Source organism: Bacteroidota bacterium (genome assembly GCA_016721765.1).
GTDB lineage: Bacteria > Bacteroidota > Bacteroidia > UBA4408 > UBA4408 > UBA4408.
Genome location: JADKHO010000002.1, coordinates 761,025 through 783,588, shown reverse-complemented (window position 1 = coordinate 783,588; position 22,564 = coordinate 761,025). Strand labels below are relative to the sequence as shown.

The following is a 22,564-nucleotide window of genomic DNA, read 5'->3' as shown; positions in this document are numbered from 1 at the left end:
ACAGTGCAAGTAGCAACATTAAAAGAAAGAAAAAATTATGAATATACTAGTTACAGGAGGCTGCGGTTTTATTGGCAGCCACATGGTTGACCGCCTTTTGAACGAAGGGCACAAAGTTAGTGTAATTGATGATTTATCATCGGGTAATGCAAAGAATTTGGAGCAGCACAAAGACAATAAAAACTTGCAAGTAAATATTGCCAGCATTGCCGATTATGAAAAGATTCTTCCTCTTTTTAAGGATATCGATTGGGTATTTCACGTAGCTGCATTGGCCGACATAGTTCCTTCTATTGAGCGCCCTTTAAAATACCACAACTCCAATGTGAATGGAACCATAAATGTGTTGGAAGCTTGTCGCCACAACGGCGTAAAACGAGTGGTGTATGCCGCCTCATCTTCCTGCTATGGAATTCCGGATAGTTTTCCAACACCTGAAAGCGCTGAGATTCGCTGCCAGTATCCTTATGCAGTGACCAAATATTTAGGTGAAGAGTATTGCATGTATTGGGAGCAAGTATATAAAATGAACATCACCAGCATGCGCTTCTTCAATGTATATGGCCCTCGTGCGCGCACCAGTGGAACCTATGGAGCTGTATTTGGAGTGTTTTTAGCCCAAAAATTAAATAATAAGCCTTTCACTATTGTTGGCGATGGAACACAAACCCGTGATTTTACTTTTGTAACGGATATTGTTGATGCCTGTTATACCGCTGCAAAACGCGAAGATGTGAGCGGTCAGATTTTTAATGTGGGTAGCGGTAATACCTATAGTGTTAATCGATTAATTGAATTGTTGGGTGGCGAAAAAATTCACATTCCAAAACGTCCGGGTGAGCCCGATTGCACCTTTGCCGACACAACCCGTATCAATACCATCTTAGGTTGGAAGCCCAAAGTGAGTTTAGAAGAGGGGGTAAAAATAATGTTGGAAAATATCGATTACTGGCGTGAAGCCCCGGTTTGGGATCCATCAAGTATCGAAGTCGCCACTAAGGATTGGTTTAAATATTTAGGAAAATGACCTCAAAAATTATAGCCCTTGATAGTCTATCAGCTATCACCACAGAGTTAAAAAGGAACGGAAAAAAAATTGCCCATTGTCACGGATGCTTTGATTTGATGCACCTGGGGCACATCAAACATTTTGAAGCTGCAAAACAAGCTGCGGATGTGTTAATTGTTACCATAACTCCCGACCGATTTGTGAACAAAGGCCCCGGTCGGCCTGTGTTTAACGAAATACACCGCATGGAAGCCATAGCTGCTTTGCAATGTGTGGATTATGTGGCCCTCAATAAATGGGAAACTGCAGTGGAGACAATCAAAATTGTTAAGCCCGATTTATATGTAAAAGGTCAGGATTATAAAAATGCAAGCGACGACATTACCGGAAACATTGGCTTTGAAGAAGAAGCAGTGAAAACAGTTGGTGGTAAATTTTACATCACCGAAGAAGTCCAGTTTTCATCCTCAAAATTAATAAATGCGCATTTTTCGCCATTGAGTGATACCGTTCAGAGTTTTTTAGCCGATTTTAAATCCAAACACAGTGCGGATACGATAATTGCAGAAATTGAAAAATTAAAGGATGCAAAGGTGTTAGTGATTGGTGATACCATTATCGATGAATATCATTATTGCAAACCCCTCGGTAAATCATCTAAATCACCAACCATTTCGAGTGTTTATTTGCGTGGTGAGAGTTATGCAGGAGGTGTGCTGGCAATTGCCAATCACTTGTCGCAATTCGCCGGAAAGGTTGAAATGATTACCTGTTTAGGTGAAGAAAATACACAGCTGGAGTTGATTCAGGAGAAACTTTCCCCTGCTATTGAAAGCAAATTCTTTTACCGCAAAAATGCGCCAACACCGACTAAAAGAAGGTATCTCGATAAATACCTTAACATAAAATTATTTGAAGTTACCTTCATGAACGACTCCTATATTGAGCAGGAGTTAGAAACTTCTATGATTGCCTATTTGGAAAAGGTTTTGCCGCAATACGACATGGTAATGATTGCCGATTTTGGACATGGCCTAATTTCACCAAACATCATTAAATTTCTGGAGAAAAGCGGAAAATATTTAGCTGTAAATGCGCAAACAAATAGCAACAATTACGGCTTCAATTACATCACTAAATATTCAAGAGCCGATTATATATCTATTGATGAAAAGGAGTTGCGCTTGCCTTTTGGTGATAATTATGGCAAAGTAGAACCTTTGATTGAAAAGTTGAAAGCGATTACACATGCCGGATTAATTCAAATTACCTTAGGGCAGGAGGGAAGTGTATTGTATTACGACAATAAATTTGCCAAGGCTCCGGCTTTTGCTTCTGCAGTGAAAGACTCGGTTGGTGCGGGAGATGCGGTGTTATCAGTAACAGCATTATGCGCATTAAAAAATGTGAGCCCCGAAGTAATTGCCTTTGTTGGGAATTCAGTTGGCTCATTGGCGGTCGAAATTATTGGCAACGAACACCCGGTTTATAAGAAAGATTTGACTAAATTTATAAAACATTTATTGAAGTAAAATGAATATCTCAGAATTTACAGCAAAGTTTAACAGCTCGTTTGAGCAAGCATTTAAAGGTATTGAAGCCTTTGAAGGCGATACCAAGATTTCATTTGAGCAAGCCATCGAGAAATGCACTAACCTGGTTTTGAAGGCGCAAAAAGAGAATAAAAAAATAATGTTTGCAGGTAATGGTGGAAGCGCCGGAATTACTAGTCACATGGCAGTTGATTTTTGGAAAAATGGAAAAGTACGCGCTACCGCTTTTAATGATGCTTCACTGTTAACTTGTATTGCCAACGATTTAAGTTTTGAGCAAGTGTTTTCTGCGCCCATTCAAATGTTTAGCGATGCCGGCGATATTGCCATGTGCATCAGTAGTTCGGGAAGCTCAAAAAATATTATCAATGCTGCTGAGATGGCTGCTAAATCTGGTTGTTCAGTTATTACCTTTTCAGGCTTTAAGCCGGATAATGCATTAAAAAAATTGGGGCATATTAACTTCTTTGTTCCCGCCTTTTCGTATGGTTTTGTTGAAGTATTGCACAACCTCATTATACATTGCATATTGGATGCAAAAATGTACTGTACGGATAATATTGATATTTTTAATAAGAATACTAAGCTGTAAAATTATAATTCAAGATCAATTAGCTTCCTCAAAATAAACTTTTATTTTTCTTAATTTTGAAAAAAAAAAATTAAAAAATGGTGTTGATTCTTAAGCGGAGTGCAGATAAGGAAACAATCCAGAAATCCTTACAGAAAATTGCTAAAAAAGGCAAGAGTGGAGGATTTAATGCAAATCTTTTTTTAGGGAAATTAAAGCGCGGATTAAATGGTGTTAAATATCAAACCCAACTGAGGGATGAATGGAATTAGTTTGCTGGCAGATACCAATGTATTTATTAATTTGGCTGAAGATAAGGGCAATGCACAAGCCTATTTGCAAAATAACACAATTTATGCCTCAGTCATTTCAGAGCTGGAATTGCTAGGCTTCCACAATATTTCAAGCAAAGAATATAAATTTTTTGAAATACTTCTTCAAAATTGTACGGTTGTGGAATTAATTCGCCCAATAAAGGAAAAGGTAATTTCTATTAGAAGAAGTACAAAAATAAAATTGCCAGATGCTATTATCGTTGCAACTGCAATGTATTTAAATATTCCTTTGTTGACTTATGATAAGGGTTTGTCGCGTATTAAGAATATTGATTTGATAATTCCTGAATTGTAAATAATCAATTCCAATCCCTTGAAATTCATCCCCAAAGCATTCCTTCCGCCTGATTTATCTCAGGCTTCGCATTTAAATGCTGCGGCCGAGAAATTGGAAGCAATGCTTCTACAGCTTGATTATAAGTCGTTAAATCTATCCGATTACGGCAAAAGATATTATGCTTACGATTTGCGCAAGCTTACTTACATGTTGCAATCATATGTGTTTATGCTGCTTTGGGCACAGTATAAATCAGGAAAAAAATTCAATGAGTTAACCCTTTTAGATCATGGTGGCGGTGTTGGTATGCTCTCCCTGTTGGCTAAGTTGGCAGGTTGTAAAACGGTTATTCATCAAGACCTTAATCCTGTAATTTCAGCTGATGCAAAACGCATAGCAGATACATTAAATATTCCGATCGATTATTTTATAAACGGCGATACTCCTGAGTTTGTTGCTTTTGTAAATGCCAATAAATTGAATTTAAATATACTGGGATCTCGCAATGTAATTGAGCATGTATACGATTTAAATTTGTTCTTTACGGAAACTGCAAAAATTCAATCGGATAAACTTATCTTATTTTTAAGTACTACCGCCAACGAAAAAAATCCTTTGGTGAATACATATACAAAAGGACTCCAAAGGAAATTTGAATTAAAGGGAAATCCGGTTGCATGGGGTGAAAAGGAGTTGGACCGGGAGAATTCAGGAATCAATCAGCGAAAGCGAATAATTAAAAATGCTTTTCCTGCTATAGCTGAAACAGAAAATTTAAGACTTGCTGCAGCAACACGCGGACGAATAAAAGCCGATATTATTGCGGATGTGCAAGCTTACTTGAAGAATGGTAGTATGCCAATAGAATTAGCTCATCCAACAAATACCTGCTCACCCGAATCAGGTAGTTGGGTGGAGCATTTGTTGCCCCTAAATGATTATAAAGCAATGCTTGAGCAAAATGGATTTAAATTCGATTTTATAAATGGTTTTTACAATACAAATTATCCACAAGCCTATTTGAATCTAATAACGCCAACTATCAATCTCGCAATAAGAAGCCTTAAAAAAGGTGGCACTTTTTTAGCACCTTTTATTTCCATTATTGGTGAAAAATAAAGAGTGTGCTTACCAATCCAAAAATTGGTTCCACTTATTCTCCTACCTTTGAGTCCATACACTATTGGTCATGCAACATAAAGCACTGGAGAATTTAAAAATAGCATCCTTAAACGAAATGCAGCTGGCAACACTTGCCGCATCTAAAAAAACCAATGACCTAATTTTACTGGCGCCGACCGGTTCCGGTAAAACAATTGCCTTTTTGCTACCTCTGTTAAATGCGATGGATAGCGCTTTGTCAGGAATTCAAGCCATGGTAATTGTTCCATCGCGTGAATTGGCAATTCAAATAGAACAGGTGTTTAAGCAAATGCAAAGTGGGTTTAAAGTAAGCTGTTGCTATGGCGGACATTCCACCCGCACCGAAAAAAACAACCTCGAACAAGCACCTGCCTTACTCGTTGGAACTCCCGGCCGTATTGCTTTTCACATCCGCAATAAATACATCAATACAGCAAGCATCAAGACATTGGTATTGGATGAATTTGACAAAGCATTGGAATTTGGTTTTCAGGAAGACATGTCATTTATCGTGTATCACTTAAAAAATGTTCAAAAGCGAATTCTTATTTCGGCTACACAAATGCCCGAAATACCTGAATTTACAGGCATTACAAACCCAATCGAGATTATTTATCTGAGTAAAACTCCGACCAAAGCACTTGGCTTACAAGTAAAAGTGCTTCATTCCGAATCGCGAGATAAAACCGCTGCGCTCTTTTCACTTATTTGTAAATTGGGTAATACAGCAACACTTGTTTTTTGCAATCACCGCGATGCGGTGGATATGATTAGTGAGTTTTTTAATGAGAAGGGCTTGGAACATGGCGTATTTCATGGTAAAATGGAGCAAATCGACAGGGAGCGCGCACTTATTAAGTTTAGGAATGGTACGCATCGCATTTTGGTTTCAACTGATTTAGCGTCACGTGGATTAGATATTCCGGAAATTGAGAATATAATTCACTTTCAATTGCCACATACTGAAGAAATTTTTATTCATCGCAATGGCCGCACAGCGCGCATGAATGCAAAAGGTACCGCTTATTTGCTGTTAGCATCTAACGAACACATTCCACCCTTCATTAGCGAAAAGCCACAAGAAATTAAATTGTCGGATAAAGATAAAACTCCCGCAAACACACCTTGGTGTACACTTTACATCGCTGCCGGTAAAAAGGATAAAATAAATAAAATGGATATTGTAGGCATGTTATTGCAAAAAGGCAAATTGCAAAAGGAGGAATTGGGATTAATAGAAGTTTTGGATTTTTCGTCCTATGCGGCTGTTAGTCGAAGTAAAATTAATTCGCTCTTGGCATTAATCAAAGATGAAAAAATCAAGAATAAAAAAGTGAAAATGGCGCTTTCGGAGTAGAATAATTAACTTCTTTTTGTAATGAAATCTGCATCTCAATCATCCAAATCCGCCAACAAAGAAGCTTCTTCCGTTTTACTTGAACCGGCAACCAATTTATTAATCGTTGCAATTTCCTCTGCTGTCAGGTAACGCCATTCCCCATAATTAATTCCGTCTAAACGAATATTCATTATGCGGGTTCTTTTTAATTTGGTGACTTTATAATCCAAGGCATCGCACATTCTTCTAATCTGACGATTGAGTCCTTGTGTGAGTATAATTCGAAATCGATTTTTACTTTCTTGTTCCACAAAGCACTTTTTGGTAATGGTATCCAAAATTGGAATTCCATTTCGCATCTGAAGTATAAAGTCGTCACCGATAGCTTTGTCAACGGTTACAACATATTCTTTTTCATGATTATTTCCTGCACGCAAAATTTTATTTACGATATCGCCATCGTTCGTCAAAAAAAGTAAACCCTCCGAAGGCTTGTCTAAACGACCAATTGGGAATATACGTTTGGGATGATTCAGGTAATCAATTATATTATCTGGGTCTTTTAAATCGGTGGTACAAGTAATGCCAATGGGTTTATGAAAGGCAATATAAATGGGTGCTTCTTTTGATTTTAAAAGCTGTCCGTCAATTTTTATCTCATCGGCATCTGAAACTTTTGTTCCCAATTCAGGTGCTTTACCGTTCACCGTTACCCTACCTTTTTCAATTAATCGATCGGCTTCTCGCCGCGAACAGGTTCCGGTATCACTTATGTATTTATTTAAACGGGTCAGCATTTTCTTGTTGAAATTATTTTGTGAAGATAGCAAACTAGCGTCAATGATTTTTTACAGAATGCATACAAGGCAAAATATTATAAGAATCCACCGCTTAATTGGTGATACTGCATATTTCAACAAATGAAACAACATCCTCCGAAAGGAGAATCAGATGTAGCTTAAAAAAACCTATTCTAGTTTATTCAGCAGTTGAGGTATGAATAAACTTTAAAGCGGTTCTTCCTTTTGGTGTTTCAATGTTCATCATGTACATGCCTTCTGCAAGCATCGAAATATCAAAGGGTAACTGATAATTTCCTTTCGGGAAGTTTCTCATTTTAGTGAGCACCAAGTTTCCACTGAGGTCATAAATTTTTATTTCTCCTGCAACATCTGAATTTATAAAAGCATTCAGCTGAAGTAAACTTCCAATGGGATTAAAAGCTAGTCTAAATGAATTGTCGGAAGGAACAATCGCAACTTGATAGTTTGATGTTACTATCGATAACAAATCTGCTTCCCAAATTCCTCTGCCATAGGTTGCTGCTCTTAATTTATGTGTAGCATACTGAATTTTCAAATCGGTTATAGAAGTATTCGGTAAGTTACTTCCATAATAGGTCCATGCAGCGCTGGTATCGTTTCGGTAAAATATGCCTATATCGGTTCCAATATACAATTCGTGATTCGGACTGCTTTCATCAAATACACTCGAACTTACCGGCACATTTGGTAAACCACTCGATATATTTGACCAGGTGTTTCCGCTGTTTACCGATTTATACACTTTTACACCAACACTATATCCTCCAACGGTTGCATAAAGTATTGCCGGATTTACAGGATCGATTGCAATAGATGTAATTCCTGAAAAATTATTCAAGGCAAAAGGTAGCGAATGATTGGCCCAGCTTACTCCACCGTTAGTGGTTGTATAAATTTTATTTTCCCTTGCGGCATAAATTACATTTGAATTTAGTGTAGAAATTTCGAGCTCATCTAATTTATCGGAAGTTGAGCCGGTTAAATTGTTGCTAATTTTATTCCAGGTATTTCCTCTGTCTGTGGATTTGTAAACATCTTCATAACCCGCATAAATAGTGGATTGGTTGCTTGGATCGAGCAGGTAAGGTGTTACCCAATTTCCACTGATTCCTGCCGGTGTAATATCGTGATAGGTATCGTTGGTCCAGCGATCCATGGAGCGATACAACTGACCATCCACGTAAGTCGTATAAATAATTTGTGTATTGGATTGATCAATGGCAGTTTCCATAGCATCCCCACCATTTGTGGAAGCCCATGAGTTAAGTCCGGTTCTTTTTCTTCCACCGTTATCTTGTGTTCCGCCAATCATAAAAACAGGATCGGATTGTGCCACTGCAATCGAATAAAACTGTGTAATAATTAAGCCATTGCTTAGCTCTGCCCATGAACCGGCTACCTCATCATAATTATATAGTCCTCCATCGTTACAAAAATAAATTAAATCACTCAAGGGATTAAATGCAACAAATTGTTCATCCGCATGCACCTCGACATGCACGCCATCGTTGTACCAATTTGTTTTTTGTACCCAATTAATGCCGCCATTCGTAGATTGAAATATTTTTGTGTAACCGGAATAAACAATGTTGGAATCGAGCGGAGAAATAAAAATGATGGCATCTTCCTGTAATGCGGAAACGTATGAAAAACTTGCACCGCTATTGGATGATTTGTAATAATTTTTTGTGCCATTCCCGCTAAGCATTACTCCAATAATATTAGGATTGGCAGCAGTTACAGTGATTTTTATTCTGTTGTAAGGAGCATTAAATGAACTGGCTGCTGTAAAATTAATTCCACCGTTTGTGGATTTATAAACCTCTGAAGAACCCCAGTAATCGTCGCTTGCAGCATATACCGTTGTACTGTCACCGGGACGAAATTTCACATCCTTAAATCCACCACTATGCACCATCGTCCAGCTGTTTCCTCCATTGTTGGTGCGAAATAAACCATCACTTTTCGCCACTAAAATTACATTTGGGTTGGTAGGTGACATCGCCATGGCATAATACGCAATGCCGTCTGAAAAATTTGAAATTAAAGTGGTGGGTGCCCAATTTAATCCGCCATCGGTAGATTTATACATGCCTAATCCATAGTTCCACCATCCGCCATGGTCGCCAAGTGTAATGTAAATAATGTCGGGATTACTTGGATCTACAAGTATATTTCCAACACTACAATAAGGCAACCCATCGCCCAAAGGAGAATAGGTTGCACCTCCATCCAATGTTTTCCATATCCCACCAATGGGTGCACCTACCCAAAAAATATTGGGATCGGTAGGGTGAAATGCAATAGAAGTTAAGCGCCCCATCCCATCATAACCCCCGCTGGTAGAAGTTTGTGAAATGTTTACCCAAGGTGCGTTAACAGAAGCACTCCGAGCTTGAGCAGCTCCTTGTAATTGATTATAAACAGCGGCTTGCGACAATAAATCAGGAAAGGAGCCATCCGTGTTCACGCGGTCTTTCCAATACCATTCCCAACGTTTGTAACGTAAGTAATCGTTATCTTCTTTTTCCACTTTGCTTGCCGCGGATTTTTCTGCTTCGTCGCTTTTAAAAAATGAATCAGCACTTTCTTTTATGAGCTCAAAATTTAAAGGGCCTGAATAACGATAGCTACCAAAATTTATCTGAGCAAAACAAAATTGATGAATTCCTAAAAGTAAAATGCTTACTATTTTTTTCATGATAGAAGGGATGTGGTTTTATGATTTATTGCTACTACCAAATTTAATGAAAAAGTTGAGAACGGTTAAAAAAATTGAACAAACATGTTTCTCATGATCGATTTGTGTTTTCTCATTTGGTTTCATAAATCGTTTACTGCTGTTTTTTTTGAAATGAAGTTTAATCCATTTTTATTATTCTCCTCTTTTACAAGCAATGTTTTGCAAGTTTGATTGCCGCTAGAGATACTTCGAAATTTTTCTAACCAAATGCATAATTCTTATTCTTGTTTCAAATAATTATTATCTTTCCCAAAAAAACCTCCCCTATGGAACTAGTTCAAAAACAACCCCGTACCTTACTGTTCAATGGTAACGGTGCTGATTTATTTGGAATATTGGTAGTCAATATTCTGTTAATGATTGTAACGCTTGGATTTTATTATCCTTGGGCAAAGGCGCGCAAACTGCGCTACTTATATGCCGAGACAGAATTGGATGGAAATCGATTTACTTTTCATGGAACGGGTAAGGAAATATTTTGGGGCTTTATTAAATCGGTAGTGTTGATGATAGTATTGTACGGTGCTTTAATTGCCGGAACACTTTCTCGAAATCCCTTTTTAGTTGTCCTCACAACTATTCTTTTTTTTCTCGCTTTTTTTATAATTGTGCCACTGGCTATTCATGGATCTATGCGGTATCGCATGTCGCGCACTTCCTGGAGAGGAATTCACTTTGGCTACAGAGGGGATCGTTGGGTGTTGGTAAAAAAGTTTATTGGTGGTATTTTATTGACGGTCATCACGCTTTATATTTACCTTGCTTGGTTTATAGTGGACATCCGCAAATACATGATTGGAAACATCCGCTTTGGAGATGTAAGTTTTAAATTTATTGGTACCGGTGGTGGCTTGTTTTTGATGAATTTGAAAGGATTATTGCTGACCTTAATAACTTTTGGAATTTACAGTTTTTGGTGGATGCGCGACATGATGCGCTTTTATGTTGACAATACTAAAATCATAAAAAATGAGCAAGAGTATAGCATTAACTTTACCGGCAGTGCAGGAGGAATTTTTAAATTAATTTTTGTGAATTACCTTTTAATCATATTCACTTTAGGAATTGCCATTCCATGGGTGATGGTGCGAACGCTTAAATTTATTTATAGCAATGCTGCAATCGACGGAGAGTTTGATACCAGCAACATTCTCCAAACAGAGCAAGAATACAAAGATGCCATGGGCGATGATTTGGTAGACATGTTCGACATCAATATTATTTAGCACGAATGGTTTTTGATGCACTTTACTACGATGGTAAAACTTCCAGAGGTAGTGTGGTTACAATTCAATTGCTTGATTCAACGATAAAAGTCAATCTTCCCGATGAAGTGCTTACGTGGAATTTAAACGATTTAAATCTTCATGAATCTTTTTTTAATAAGGAAGTAGCGGTTATAAAACACGGTGCAACATTTCCTTATGCAGCAATTGAAATTAAGGGTGCTGATTTTCAACTTTATTTTCAACGGACTTATCCATCCGCAAAAATTAAACAAACCGATATTAAAGTTTTTCAAAATACCGGGCGACGCACAATTGTTGTAATAATTTTAGGTGTATTGGGTTTGATTTTACTTGCCTATTTTGTGCTTATTCCGGCTACAGCCGAAGCCATCGCTAAGCGCATTCCCATTAGCTACGAGATGTCGATGGGCGAAGAAATGTTTCAGCAAATAAGCAATAGCATGGAAGTGGATTCGGAACAAACTGCTTTAGCGAATTCTTTTTTTAAAGGATTAAAAATAAAGGAAACCTATCCAGTTAAAATTACGGTGGTGCATTCCGATATCAGCAATGCATTTGCTTTTCCGGGTGGACACATTGTGGTGTACGACCAAATGTTTAAAGTCATGAAACGCAAAGAGGAATTTGCAGCTTTACTCAGTCATGAATATTCGCATGTTGCACACCGGCACATTACGCGCAGTCTCTTTCGTAATTTAGGTACTTATTTGGTGATTTCATTAGTGATAAGCGATGTAAACGGAGTGATGGCAGTGCTCTTACAAAATGCCGATAATTTAAAATCCTTAAGTTACTCGCGCAGTTTAGAGAAGGAAGCAGATGAACAAGGAATGTTGCTTATGCAAGACGCCGGTCAAGATACGGATGGAATGCTACTTTTATTTAAACACTTGGGCGATGCCAATAAGGGTTCACAAGATATTCCCGAATTTTTAAGCACGCATCCCATGTTAGAGGGCCGCATGAAAAATATTAAAAGCCTCGCAAAGAAGAATACCAAACCACTTCGCGAAAACCCTGAATTAGATGCTATTTGGACGAGGTTAAAGGACTTGAATTAGTTAGATTATTCGGCAACAAATTTCATATATCTAGCATTGCAACTTTTTTTTAATTGCAGCGAAACTGCCACTCCTCCTCGTTTGCAACGAGGAGGTCTTAAAATTTGCGTTTGTAACGCATTAAACAACTTGTTCAATTAAAAAAAGGATAAAATCAAAAAAATGAGTAGTATTTATAAAATCACCCATTTAGCCTATTGACAACTAAGTATCATTTTATCAATCTTGTGCCAGAATCAACTGTAATCTTTAATTAGTAAAAACCGCAACTCCTCCTCGTTTGCAACGAGGAGGTCTTAAAATTTGCGTTTGTAACGCAAAAACAACAAATTCAATTAAAAAGTAAATTCAATATGAGTGGTGATAGTTATAAAATCACGGATCAAAATTCTATTCATTTCTTAACCTTAACCATAGTTGATTGGATTGACCTATTTTCAAGAAAGGAATATAGTTATATAGTTATTGATTCTCTTAATTATTGCTGCAAAGAAAAAGGGCTGATTGTATTTTCTTATGTGATTATGACCAACCATATTCATTTAATTTGCAAGGTAAATGAGCCCCATACCTTATCGGAATTTTTAAGGGATTTTAAAAAGTTTACTTCGAAACAATTTATCAAAGCGATGCAAGAAATTGGTGAGAGCCGCAAAGAATGGATGATTAATAAGTTTGCTTTTGAGGCGAAACGTATTGGCAGGGCAAACAATTATAAAATATGGAAAGATGATAATCATGCTATTGAAATTGGCGACTATATTGATATTGAACAAAAGGCCGACTATATTCACGACAACCCTGTAAAGGCAATGATTGTAGAGAATGCCGTAGATTATATTTTTAGTAGTGCAAGAGATTATGCCGATTGCAGAGGTTATGTTGAGATTACAAAGTTTTAATTATTTGATAATTTATATGGAAATATGTTGAAATGGAATTTTTTATTTTATGCGTTCCAAACGCATACTTTGAAACTCCTCGTTGCAAACGAGGAGGAGTGGCAGCAGTGCAACTAAGATGGCTGCAGGCACCATACCCTAATAAATGCTTGGACGTGCAAATTTAAGCAAAAGGAGTCCCTTGTTTTGTATTGAGATAGCTCTGCAAGCTTTTCTCAAAATAAAGGCGCCAATTTTTTACTTGCTCATCGTAACATTCTAAAAAGGGATCTAATCCAAAATGCGTTAAGTGAATTTGAGACTTATCTTTTTCTACTAGGATTTCAAGTGAGATGAGGCTTCCAACAAGTTCCTTTTTATCACGGATAGACGGAATATCAAAAAAAGCATCGGTACATTTCCACAAAATTTTCTTTTCCGGAATACTTTCAACTACGTTTAAAGTCAAATAGCTTGTTCCAAAGCGAACAGTAAAAGTATCACCTTTATTGGATGCATCACCTTCAACAACTTTTGTCCACCAACTCGATAAATTTTTTGTTAGCGCATCAAAAGCAAAGTGGGAGTTGGTGTGAACAGTAATTCTATTGAAATAATTTTCTGAATCCATACTAATAATGTGAGTTGTAAAATGATTTTTTCAAAACTATATGTTATGGATGTGGAGAAAAATGACTTTAGTCTGCTTTTATGTTCTACTTGTAAAAACATAAATCTAACCTTCTGTTGTATAGCTTATAAAATAAACTCCTTATGGTTATTGAACATAATTTGCGATTCATTTTTTTTAACAATGAACGGTAAAATTCGCATTTCTATTAATCCTTGTTATGTTGCAAACTTGATTTATTTCTTAGTCACATGTCTATAAGAATGCGCCAGTGGGTTTAAAAGGTTGGTGATTTCGAAGCACTAAACTGTTGAAAGCAATGAACTTGATAATAAGCACCATGCTTCATTTATCCATTGAACCGACATTTCTTTTGAGTGCTTTAACCTGCTGCCGTTTTTCCTGCCCGATTCATTGGCTGTCCAAGTTTGCTATTCTGAATAATTGGTAAAAGTTTTTCCGTCAAATTTGTATAAGCCAGTGTTTCTTGTTCCAATCCAAATATTTCCATTTCTGTCTTGAAGCATACTCCAAACAAAATATTTACTCATACCATCAATTGTGTTGTAGTTTTTAAATACTTTTCCATCATAACACCATATTCCTCCATCATTTTCAACGGTTGAAAGTTTTTCTTCTCCACTGAACCAAATATTGCCTGCAGTATCTACCAATATTGGATTTCCAATTCCTGCCTTCTCAGTAAAATTATTAAAATATTTCCCATTGTAAATGAAATTTCCGTGCCCTCTGCCTCCAAACCATATATTTTCATTTTTATCATTTAACATATATCTAATCCATCCATCACTATTGGGTTTCACACTCGTTAATGATTTTCCATCGTAACGAATAACTCCTTCCATTGCGATTGGTCCAGACCCCATCCAAATTGTTCCACTACTATCTTCCAAAATACACTGTATCCATTTAAGTTGAAGTTTTTGATTGTTAATTAAGTTGTTATTGTCTAAAAAGCGATTAAATATTTTTCCATCGTAACAATAAAGACCCTCAGTAGTACCAAACCAAATTTTACCACTTTTGTCTTGTAACATTCCCCAAACTTCATTTTTAATTAAAGTGTTATTATTTGATGTATTAGTAAGGTGAAAATTGTTGCTGTTCATCATTGTAAATGGCATATTGGTTATGGTTTGTCCATCGTAACGACAAACACCGTTTTCTGTTCCGAACCAAATGTTACCTTCTTTATCTTCCAAAATGGAATACAAGCAATTAGAATTTAAACCATCTTTCTTTGTGAATTGAGTAAATATTTTTCCGTCATAACGATAAACTCCTTCACCTGTAGTGCCAAACCAAAGGTTTCCTGCTTTGTCCTGTAGGCTACAATGAACATTATCCTGTTCAATTGAACCTTGTGTTTTTAAAAGTTTAGGTTGTCCTGTAGAAATCGATTTTGGTTCAGGTTTGCTGTCTGCCGCTGAATGCGTTGAAGTTTGCCCGTTGCAGGAAGTCAAAAAAGTCAAAACTAACAGAAGAGAATAAATTGGTTTATGAATGCAATACTTTGTCATTTGTTATTTGATGTATTTGTCAAAGTTAAAGTTTTGCCGGTTGGTTTAGCCTTCCAATGTTCAAGGATAGCAATGTCCCTAGCGGCTGCAGGTAACGCTGAGACTTGCGCTACTGTATAATTTACGAATTGATTTATTCCAAATAAAAAGACCGACTCTTTTCAGAACCGGTCTTTTTACTTTTTGAAAACAAATAAAATTTATTTCACTGCATCCACCACAGCTTTAAAAGCTGCCGGATGATTCATTGCTAAATCGGCAAGTACCTTGCGGTTTAACTGCACATTTTTAGCATGTATTTTACCCATAAACTCGGAATACGACATTCCATGGGGGCGAATACCAGCATTGATACGTTGAATCCACAAACCGCGGAAATTCCTTTTCTTGGTTTTTCTGTCGCGGTAAGCGTAGGTTAAACCTTTTTCCAACGTATTTTTTGCAACCGTATACACGTTTTTACGGGCACCCCAATAACCTTTGGTTTGATTGAGGATTTTTTTTCTTCTAGCTTTACTCGCTACCGAGTTGACTGATCTTGGCATTTTGTTTTTGTTTTTTTGAATGGAGCGTTCTCACGTCTTGGAGAATCTTGTTAGCTGCAATTCAGGTTTGTACTACTTGTTAATCTGCGCTTAAAAGAAGCGGATAAATTATTTACCGATGTTCAACATACGTTTCACTCCACCTAAATCGGCATCGTTCACTAATGTTGGGTTCGACAAATTTCTTTTTCTCTTGGTGCTTTTTTTGGTCAAAATGTGACTTTTAAAAGCATGCTTTCTTTTAATTTTTCCTGATCCGGTGATAGAGAATCTCTTCTTTGCACTGGAATTGGTTTTCATTTTAGGCATCTCTGTTTTTATTTATTTAATTATTGGTATACTCTTTAATCATTTTTCGTAAATCCGTTCCGAATCGTTTATTCGTAAGCTATTTACTTTTTTTCGGCGCAATCATCATTTGCATTTTCTTTCCTTCTAAAAGTGGTAATTGTTCCACCTTTCCGATCTCTTCTAATTCTTGTGCAAACTTTAATAATAATATCTCACCCTGTTCTTTAAACAAAATCGAACGACCTTTAAAAAACACAAAGGCTTTCACTTTTGATCCTTCTTCTAAAAATTTTACGGCATGATTCTTTTTAAAATTAAAATCGTGCTCATCTGTATTGGGTCCAAAGCGAATTTCCTTTACAACTACCTTCGATGCTTTGGCTTTTATCTCTTTTTGTTTCTTTTTTTGTTCGTATAAGAATTTCTTATAATCAATAACCTTACATACCGGTGGTTCTGCTGTTGGCGATATTTCAACCAAGTCCAAACCTGCATCACGCGCAATATCCAGCGCTCTTTCAATAGCAAAAATTCCGGTTTCAATTCCTTCACCAACCACACGAACGGTGCGCGCTCTAATGCGTTCGTTAATGTTATGCGTGTCTTCTGCTTTACGTGGATTCTTACTGAATCGTCTGTCGAAATCAGGACGTGGAGCCGCTGCTGTAGTGGGCTTCTTGAAATTCGGGTTGTAGTATTTTGTTGCTATATGCTTGTCCTCCCTTAATTTTAGTTATTGACTTTTTGATTTTTTGAATGCGAGATTTTGTCTTTTATACTTCAACAAATCTCTAATTCAATACTTCTTATTTCTTTATTTTAATTTACTAGTTCCTTTTTCATCAGTTCTGCGAAGCCTTCTATACTAAAACTTCCTAAATCTCCTTCGCCTTGTTTCCTTACAGAAACGGTATTATCAGCAATTTCTTTTTCACCTATCAACAACATGAACGGAATTTTTTTCAACTCCGTATCCCGTATTTTTTTGCCAATTTTCTCGTTCCTTTCGTCAACGAAGCCGCGAATATCGTAATTATTTAACAAATTTAAAACATTTTTTGCTTCCTCGTTGTATTTTTCACTTATCGGAAGCACAGCTATTTGTTCCGGACTTAACCACAGCGGGAACTTTCCGGCGCAATGCTCAATCAAAACAGCCACAAAACGCTCCAATGAACCAAATGGGGCACGGTGTATCATTACCGGACGATGTTTTTGGTTATCGCTGCCGGTATATTCCAATTCAAAACGAATCGGTAAATTGTAATCCACCTGAATAGTTCCCAATTGCCATTTGCGACCAATTGCATCTTTTACCATAAAATCCAATTTTGGACCATAAAAGGCTGCTTCCCCTAATTCAACAGTGGTTTTTAAACCCTTTTCCTGTGCCGATTCTATAATGGCACTTTCGGCCAATGCCCAATTTTCGTCGCTTCCAATGTATTTGCTTTTATTGTTTGGATCACGTAATGAAATTTGAGCAGTGTAGTCTTGAAAATCCAAAGCTTTAAACACATACAACACCAAATCAATCACCTTACAAAACTCTTCTTTTACTTGGTCGGGACGGCAAAACAAATGGGCATCATCTTGTGTAAAGCCTCTCACACGGGTTAAACCATGCAACTCACCGGCCTGCTCGTAGCGATACACCGTTCCAAATTCAGCCAATCGAACCGGCAAATCTTTGTAGGATTTTGGGGAGGATTTATAAATTTCGCAATGGTGCGGGCAATTCATGGGTTTTAAAAAAAACTCTTCATCCTCGCGTGGCGTGTGAATGGGCTGAAACGAATCCGCTCCGTATTTTTCGTAATGTCCGGAGGTAATGTATAAATTTTTATTTCCGATATGCGGTGTAATTACTTGTTGGTAACCGGCTTTTGCTTGTGCTTTGCGCAGAAAGTTTTCTAAGCGTTCGCGCAAGGCAGTACCTTTTGGAAGCCACAAAGGAAGGCCCATTCCCACTTTTTCGGAGAAGGTAAATAACTCTAATTCCTTGCCTAATTTGCGGTGGTCGCGTTTTTTTGCTTCTTCGAGTAATACCAAGTATTCCGCAAGCTCTTTTTGTTTGGGAAAAGTAATGGCATACACACGTGTAAGCATTTTATTTTTTTCATCGCCACGCCAGTAGGCACCTGCAATATTCATAAGCTTTGCGGCCTTAATAAATCCGGTATCGGGAATGTGCGGGCCACGGCATAAATCGGTAAAATTTCCTTGTTGATAAAAAGTGATGCTTCCATCTTCCAAATCTTTTATCAAATCCAATTTATATTCGTCTTGCTTTTCAGTGAAATAAACAATGGCATCGGCTTTAGAAACTTCGCTTCTAATAAACTTATTTTTTTGCTGCGCCAACTCCAGCATTTTATCTTCAATCTTTTTAAAATCATCAGCCGTAAAGGCTTTGCCACCTAAATCAATATCGTAATAAAAACCATTTTCAATAGCAGGTCCAATTCCGAATTTAGTGCCGGGATACAATGCCTCTAAGGCTTCCGCCATAATGTGTGCGGAGGAATGCCAATAGGTAGCTTTTCCGTCTGCATCATTCCAAGTCAATAAAGCTAAAGTTGAATCTTCATGAATAGGGCGTGAAGCATCCCAGACAGCACCGTTTACTTTTGCGGCAAGCACATTTCTTGCTAAGCCTTCACTAATACTAAGCGCAACTTGCATAGCAGTTGTTCCGTTCTCATATTCCCGCACCGCCCCATCAGGCAAAGTTATTTTTATCATAAATCAATTGTAAAAATTAAAAAAAGTTTGCAAAGATATGTAATTACTAAGGTTTTGCAAATGATGACAAAAGAGTAAATTGATGTTTTTTTAACAATTGTAAATGCACTGAAATCTTTACAAATAGTGTGATTTAGACCTTTTGACATTAAAAATAAATTGGTAATTTCGCAGCTTCTTAAAATCTACTAACTCAAAATAAATAAAATGATTAAAAAATTACTTGTAGCTGCCTTACTAATAGGCTGTCAAAATTTCTCACAAGCGCAATATTGCACACCACCTGTCACAGCACTTCATACTGTAGATTGTAACTCCGGAACTGTTGGATATATTGACGGAGTTAGTATTACCGGAACAACACTTAATACCACAGCAACAGCATGTAGCCCGGGAGGAACTTCTTGGATTTTATATAACAGTTTAAGTAATCACACCTGCACACTAACAAAAGGGAGCACCTATAGTTTTAATATTAGTGATGCCGGTGGAAGCCAAATTATTTCTATTTGGATTGATTATGACCAAAACCAAAGTTTTGATGCCAATGAATGGACTCAGGTAACTACCGCTTCTACCGTAGGAGTAGTAAATAGCGTTTCTATTACAATTCCAAATACAGCATCGACAGGAATAACCGGAATGCGTGTTCGAACAAGAACTGCCACCTTTGCAAATGGTTCCACAGATGCATGTACCTCATTTGGATCGGGCGAAACAGAAGATTATTTTGTTACCTTAACAGGAAGCAGTTCAGGAACAGGATGTATCGCAACATCTCAATACCCTTCAACTACTATAACAGGGCCAACCACTACGGGTCAAAATGTAGTAATAACCGATATTAACGTAAATTGTAATTACTCAGGTGAGTTTTCTGTTGTAACATTAACCGCTGGCAACTATACCTTATATTCTACCACCTCAACCGATATTTTCACAATTACTGATGCTTCAAACAACATTTTATTTAATGGGGTGCAACCCTTCTCTTTTACGGCCACAGCCGGAACCTACAGAGTTCATGTGTTTGAATCTTCTGTATGTACCACAAATTCTATTTGCCGTGGTGTTTCGATTACAAGAAATGGAGCAGCCAGCACACCGCCAACAATAACAACAACGGCTATAACTGCAATTACTACAACCACCGCAACAAGTGGAGGAAATGTTACTAGTGCCGGTTCAGCAACGGTTACTGCGCGTGGTGTATGCTATTCTACAAACGCCAATCCAACTACTGCCGATGCAATTCTTGCTGGTGGATCAGGAACCGGTTCATTTGTCTCCAATTTAAGCGGATTAACTGCCGGTACAACTTATCATGTGAGAGCCTATGCTACAAGCACAGCAGGAACATCTTATGGTGCTGACCAAAGTTTTACAACTACCAGTTCTTTAACCGGATGTATTTCCACCACCATGTATCCTCAAACCGTTACTGCCGGTCCAACAGCCAATGGACAAACGGTAACAATTGTTACTGATCAATATGCCGGAGAATATTATGAAATAAACTTAGTGGCCGGGGCATTTTCGGCAGGTTCATCGGTTGCAACCGATTATTTAACAGTAACGACTACAACCAACACAGTAATTGCCAGCGGGGTGAATCCAGTTATTTTTTCAGTGGCAGCCGGTACCTATCGCGTGCATGTATTCAAAAATGCTGCATGTCTAACTGAAGCAGTTTCACGAACAACTACTATGACAAAGCTAGGTATACCAACTGTTACCACTACAGCAGCAACAGCTATTACAGCTTCAACTGCTAATAGCGGAGGAAATGTTACTAATTCAGGAACTAGTGCTGTTACAGCACGTGGCGTTTGTTATGCGACTACTGCAAATCCAACAATTGCAAATTCAACAGTTGCGAGTGGTTCGGGTGCAGGAGTATTTACTGCAAACCTTACAGGATTAGCTATGGGAACAACCTATCATATTAGAGCTTATGCCACAAATGCTTCTGGTACTTCCTATGGTAGCGATCTAACTTTTACCACTAGTACACAAGCTTTGCCTTCTGTTACAACAACTGCAGTTACGGGGGTAACAACCTCCACTGCAAATAGCGGTGGAAATGTAACCAGCATAGGTGGTTCGGCTGTTACCTCACGAGGTATTTGCTATGCTACTACAACCAATCCAACCTTAGCAAACACAGTTATTTCGGGAGGTGCCGGTGCAGGATCTTTTGTTTCTAATATGACCGGTTTAAACCCTAACAGCACCTATTATGTGCGTGCTTATGCTACAAACACAGCTGGAACAACTTATGGAAGCCAGGTTACATTTGTAACATCTAACCCAACACCACCAACTGTTACAACTGCAGCTTCACCGCTAGTAAGCTTTTTTACAGCGACTGTGGGTGGAAATGTTACCAATGCTGGAACTTCTGCAATTACCAGCAGAGGTGTGTGCTATAGCACCTTTTCTAGTCCAACCATTGCAAACTCATTTGTATCAACCGGCGGAAGTACCGGTGCCTTTTCTGTTGACTTACTTGGTTTGTCTGGTAGTACGACCTACCACTATAGGGCTTATGCTACCAATAGTGTAGGAACTTCTTATGGTGCTGATTTAACTTTTACAACATTAGATCCATGTGTAAATAGTACCGAAGTATATTTAACCAATATGGCATTTATGGATTTAGCAACTGCTAATGCCACGCCTACATATTATAGCACCTATGTAGTTCCCAACGCACAAGGCTTACCCGGATTACCTGCCACATTAAATTACAATCCTTTAAATCCTTATAACTTGGTTAATCCAGGATTACCTGTTAGAATGAAAGTTAAAAGCTACAACAACAAAACCAACGGAACTTCTGTGGTGAGCGGTTTGTGTAAATTAAGAACTACAGATCCTAACATTACTATTCTGGATAGTACAGCAGGATTAAACAACGTAGGCTGGCACAATGAAGCATGGTCAACGGATGAGTTTGAGTTTCAGGTATCGTATAGTGTGTTTACCAGTTATACAGCTTATGTAGAAGTTGTAATTGTTGAAGGTGCTAATCAATATTACACCCGTTGTATTCCAATTCCTATTCGTGCTTTTACAGTAGGTCAGATGGATGTTGACGATGACAACAATCCCGATAGTAATGGAAACAACAACGACCTAGCAGAGCCAAGTGAAATAGTTGAGTTTTTACCTTATATTAATAACTCGTCTACTTTCTCCGCGTCTTATGTAGCCGGTTTTGTGATGAATTTTGATTATTTGTCGAATGTTGCCATTTGGGATAATCATATCGGTTCATCCGGAAATGTGTATGCACAAGGCTGGTGGAATTATAGCTTTGCACAACCACAGCCCATCCCGGCCGGAACAAACGGTACCTTACCGGAATATGATTTTGTGTTTGATTATACCTATCCGTCAACCTATAGATTCGACCTTCATTTGATGATGGCCGGTGGTTTTAACTTATTAGACGCACCTAATAATATTACATTGATGCGTACTTCAACACCTTTAACTTTTAACGCGAATTTTCCAACAATTCCACCAACCGGTATAAATGCAATTGCTACTTCAAATGAGATTAATGTATTTCCCAATCCATTTAGCAATGAACTTTCGGTTCGTGTAAAAACCGGATTGGAGCATGCAAAATATACTATAACTAATCCGCTTGGAAGTATTGTTGCAAGCGGTTATTTAGAAGGAACTATGACTTCAATTAACTTGGAGAAATTAGCAGCAGGTTTATACAACCTAACTATTAATGGACAATCTAGCATAAAGATTTCTAAAAAATAAATATTCTTTCCAATTACAAAAAGGCCTTGCTCACGAGTTGAG

The 22,564-nt window shown here is 37.7% G+C and carries 18 protein-coding genes; 10 read left to right on the top strand and 8 right to left on the bottom strand.

Annotation, left to right across the window (positions count from 1 at the left end):
* Positions 1-37 precede the first annotated feature (37 nt).
* The 6 genes from IPP32_11575 (at position 38) to IPP32_11550 (ending at position 6,245) form a co-directional block, all read left to right on the top strand.
* A complete protein-coding gene (locus IPP32_11575; protein MBL0048721.1) occupies positions 38-1,027 on the top strand; it encodes an SDR family oxidoreductase in 990 nt (329 codons plus the stop codon).
* The gene (locus IPP32_11570) at positions 1,024-2,541 is read left to right on the top strand and encodes an adenylyltransferase/cytidyltransferase family protein (protein MBL0048720.1); all 1,518 of its coding nucleotides are present in this window, start codon (positions 1,024-1,026) and stop codon (positions 2,539-2,541) included. Before IPP32_11575 ends, IPP32_11570 begins: the two co-directional genes overlap by 4 nt.
* 1 nt (position 2,542) lies before the next feature.
* Positions 2,543-3,154 (top strand): SIS domain-containing protein, encoded by a 612-nt coding sequence (locus IPP32_11565; GenBank protein ID MBL0048719.1) that lies wholly within the window; start codon positions 2,543-2,545, stop codon positions 3,152-3,154.
* Between the two features lie 237 nt (positions 3,155-3,391).
* On the top strand, positions 3,392-3,763 hold the full coding sequence (locus IPP32_11560; GenBank protein MBL0048718.1) for a type II toxin-antitoxin system VapC family toxin: 372 nt from the start codon (positions 3,392-3,394) through the stop codon (positions 3,761-3,763).
* Between the two features lie 18 nt (positions 3,764-3,781).
* A complete protein-coding gene (locus tag IPP32_11555) occupies positions 3,782-4,864 on the top strand; it encodes a hypothetical protein (GenBank protein ID MBL0048717.1) in 1,083 nt (360 codons plus the stop codon).
* Positions 4,865-4,934: 70 nt separating this feature from the next.
* Positions 4,935-6,245: a DEAD/DEAH box helicase gene (locus IPP32_11550; GenBank protein ID MBL0048716.1), complete on the top strand. Its 1,311-nt coding sequence runs from the start codon at positions 4,935-4,937 to the stop codon at positions 6,243-6,245.
* A 35-nt stretch (positions 6,246-6,280) separates the two neighbouring features.
* Here IPP32_11550 and rluF read toward each other — a convergent pair whose 3' ends face one another.
* On the bottom strand, positions 6,281-7,024 hold the full coding sequence (gene rluF / locus IPP32_11545) for a 23S rRNA pseudouridine(2604) synthase RluF (GenBank protein MBL0048715.1): 744 nt from the start codon (positions 7,022-7,024) through the stop codon (positions 6,281-6,283).
* A 181-nt stretch (positions 7,025-7,205) separates the two neighbouring features.
* Entirely contained in the window at positions 7,206-9,752 is a 2,547-nt protein-coding gene (locus tag IPP32_11540; protein ID MBL0048714.1) for a T9SS type A sorting domain-containing protein, read from the bottom strand.
* A 308-nt stretch (positions 9,753-10,060) separates the two neighbouring features.
* On the opposite strand from IPP32_11540, the gene IPP32_11535 reads away from it, so the two are divergent.
* The 3 genes from IPP32_11535 (at position 10,061) to IPP32_11525 (ending at position 13,007) form a co-directional block, all read left to right on the top strand.
* On the top strand, positions 10,061-11,020 hold the full coding sequence (locus IPP32_11535; GenBank protein ID MBL0048713.1) for a DUF898 domain-containing protein: 960 nt from the start codon (positions 10,061-10,063) through the stop codon (positions 11,018-11,020).
* A 5-nt stretch (positions 11,021-11,025) separates the two neighbouring features.
* Complete coding sequence (locus tag IPP32_11530) at positions 11,026-12,105, top strand: M48 family metallopeptidase (protein MBL0048712.1); 1,080 nt, start codon at positions 11,026-11,028, stop codon at positions 12,103-12,105.
* Positions 12,106-12,458: 353 nt separating this feature from the next.
* The gene (locus tag IPP32_11525) at positions 12,459-13,007 is read left to right on the top strand and encodes a transposase (protein MBL0048711.1); all 549 of its coding nucleotides are present in this window, start codon (positions 12,459-12,461) and stop codon (positions 13,005-13,007) included.
* Between the two features lie 163 nt (positions 13,008-13,170).
* Here the strand turns inward: IPP32_11525 and IPP32_11520 are convergent, their stop codons facing one another.
* The 6 genes from IPP32_11520 to thrS all read right to left on the bottom strand — a co-directional run bounded on the left by IPP32_11520 (position 13,171) and on the right by thrS (position 18,739).
* Positions 13,171-13,617 (bottom strand): hypothetical protein, encoded by a 447-nt coding sequence (locus IPP32_11520; GenBank protein MBL0048710.1) that lies wholly within the window; start codon positions 13,615-13,617, stop codon positions 13,171-13,173.
* A 431-nt stretch (positions 13,618-14,048) separates the two neighbouring features.
* Positions 14,049-15,158 carry a hypothetical protein gene (locus IPP32_11515; protein MBL0048709.1) on the bottom strand — a complete coding sequence of 370 codons (1,110 nt, stop codon included), beginning with the start codon at positions 15,156-15,158 and terminating at the stop codon, positions 14,049-14,051.
* 200 nt (positions 15,159-15,358) lie between these two features.
* Positions 15,359-15,703: a 50S ribosomal protein L20 gene (gene rplT, locus IPP32_11510; GenBank protein MBL0048708.1), complete on the bottom strand. Its 345-nt coding sequence runs from the start codon at positions 15,701-15,703 to the stop codon at positions 15,359-15,361.
* 108 nt (positions 15,704-15,811) lie between these two features.
* Positions 15,812-16,012, bottom strand: a complete 201-nt coding sequence (rpmI, locus tag IPP32_11505; GenBank protein MBL0048707.1) for a 50S ribosomal protein L35 — start codon at positions 16,010-16,012, stop codon at positions 15,812-15,814.
* A 79-nt stretch (positions 16,013-16,091) separates the two neighbouring features.
* Positions 16,092-16,586, bottom strand: coding sequence for a translation initiation factor IF-3 (locus tag IPP32_11500; GenBank protein MBL0048706.1), 495 nt, complete (start codon positions 16,584-16,586; stop codon positions 16,092-16,094).
* A gap of 227 nt (positions 16,587-16,813) precedes the next feature.
* Positions 16,814-18,739: a threonine--tRNA ligase gene (gene thrS / locus IPP32_11495; protein MBL0048705.1), complete on the bottom strand. Its 1,926-nt coding sequence runs from the start codon at positions 18,737-18,739 to the stop codon at positions 16,814-16,816.
* 207 nt (positions 18,740-18,946) lie between these two features.
* Between thrS and IPP32_11490 the strand changes: the two genes are divergently transcribed.
* Positions 18,947-22,522: a T9SS type A sorting domain-containing protein gene (locus IPP32_11490; GenBank protein MBL0048704.1), complete on the top strand. Its 3,576-nt coding sequence runs from the start codon at positions 18,947-18,949 to the stop codon at positions 22,520-22,522.
* Positions 22,523-22,564 lie beyond the last annotated feature (42 nt).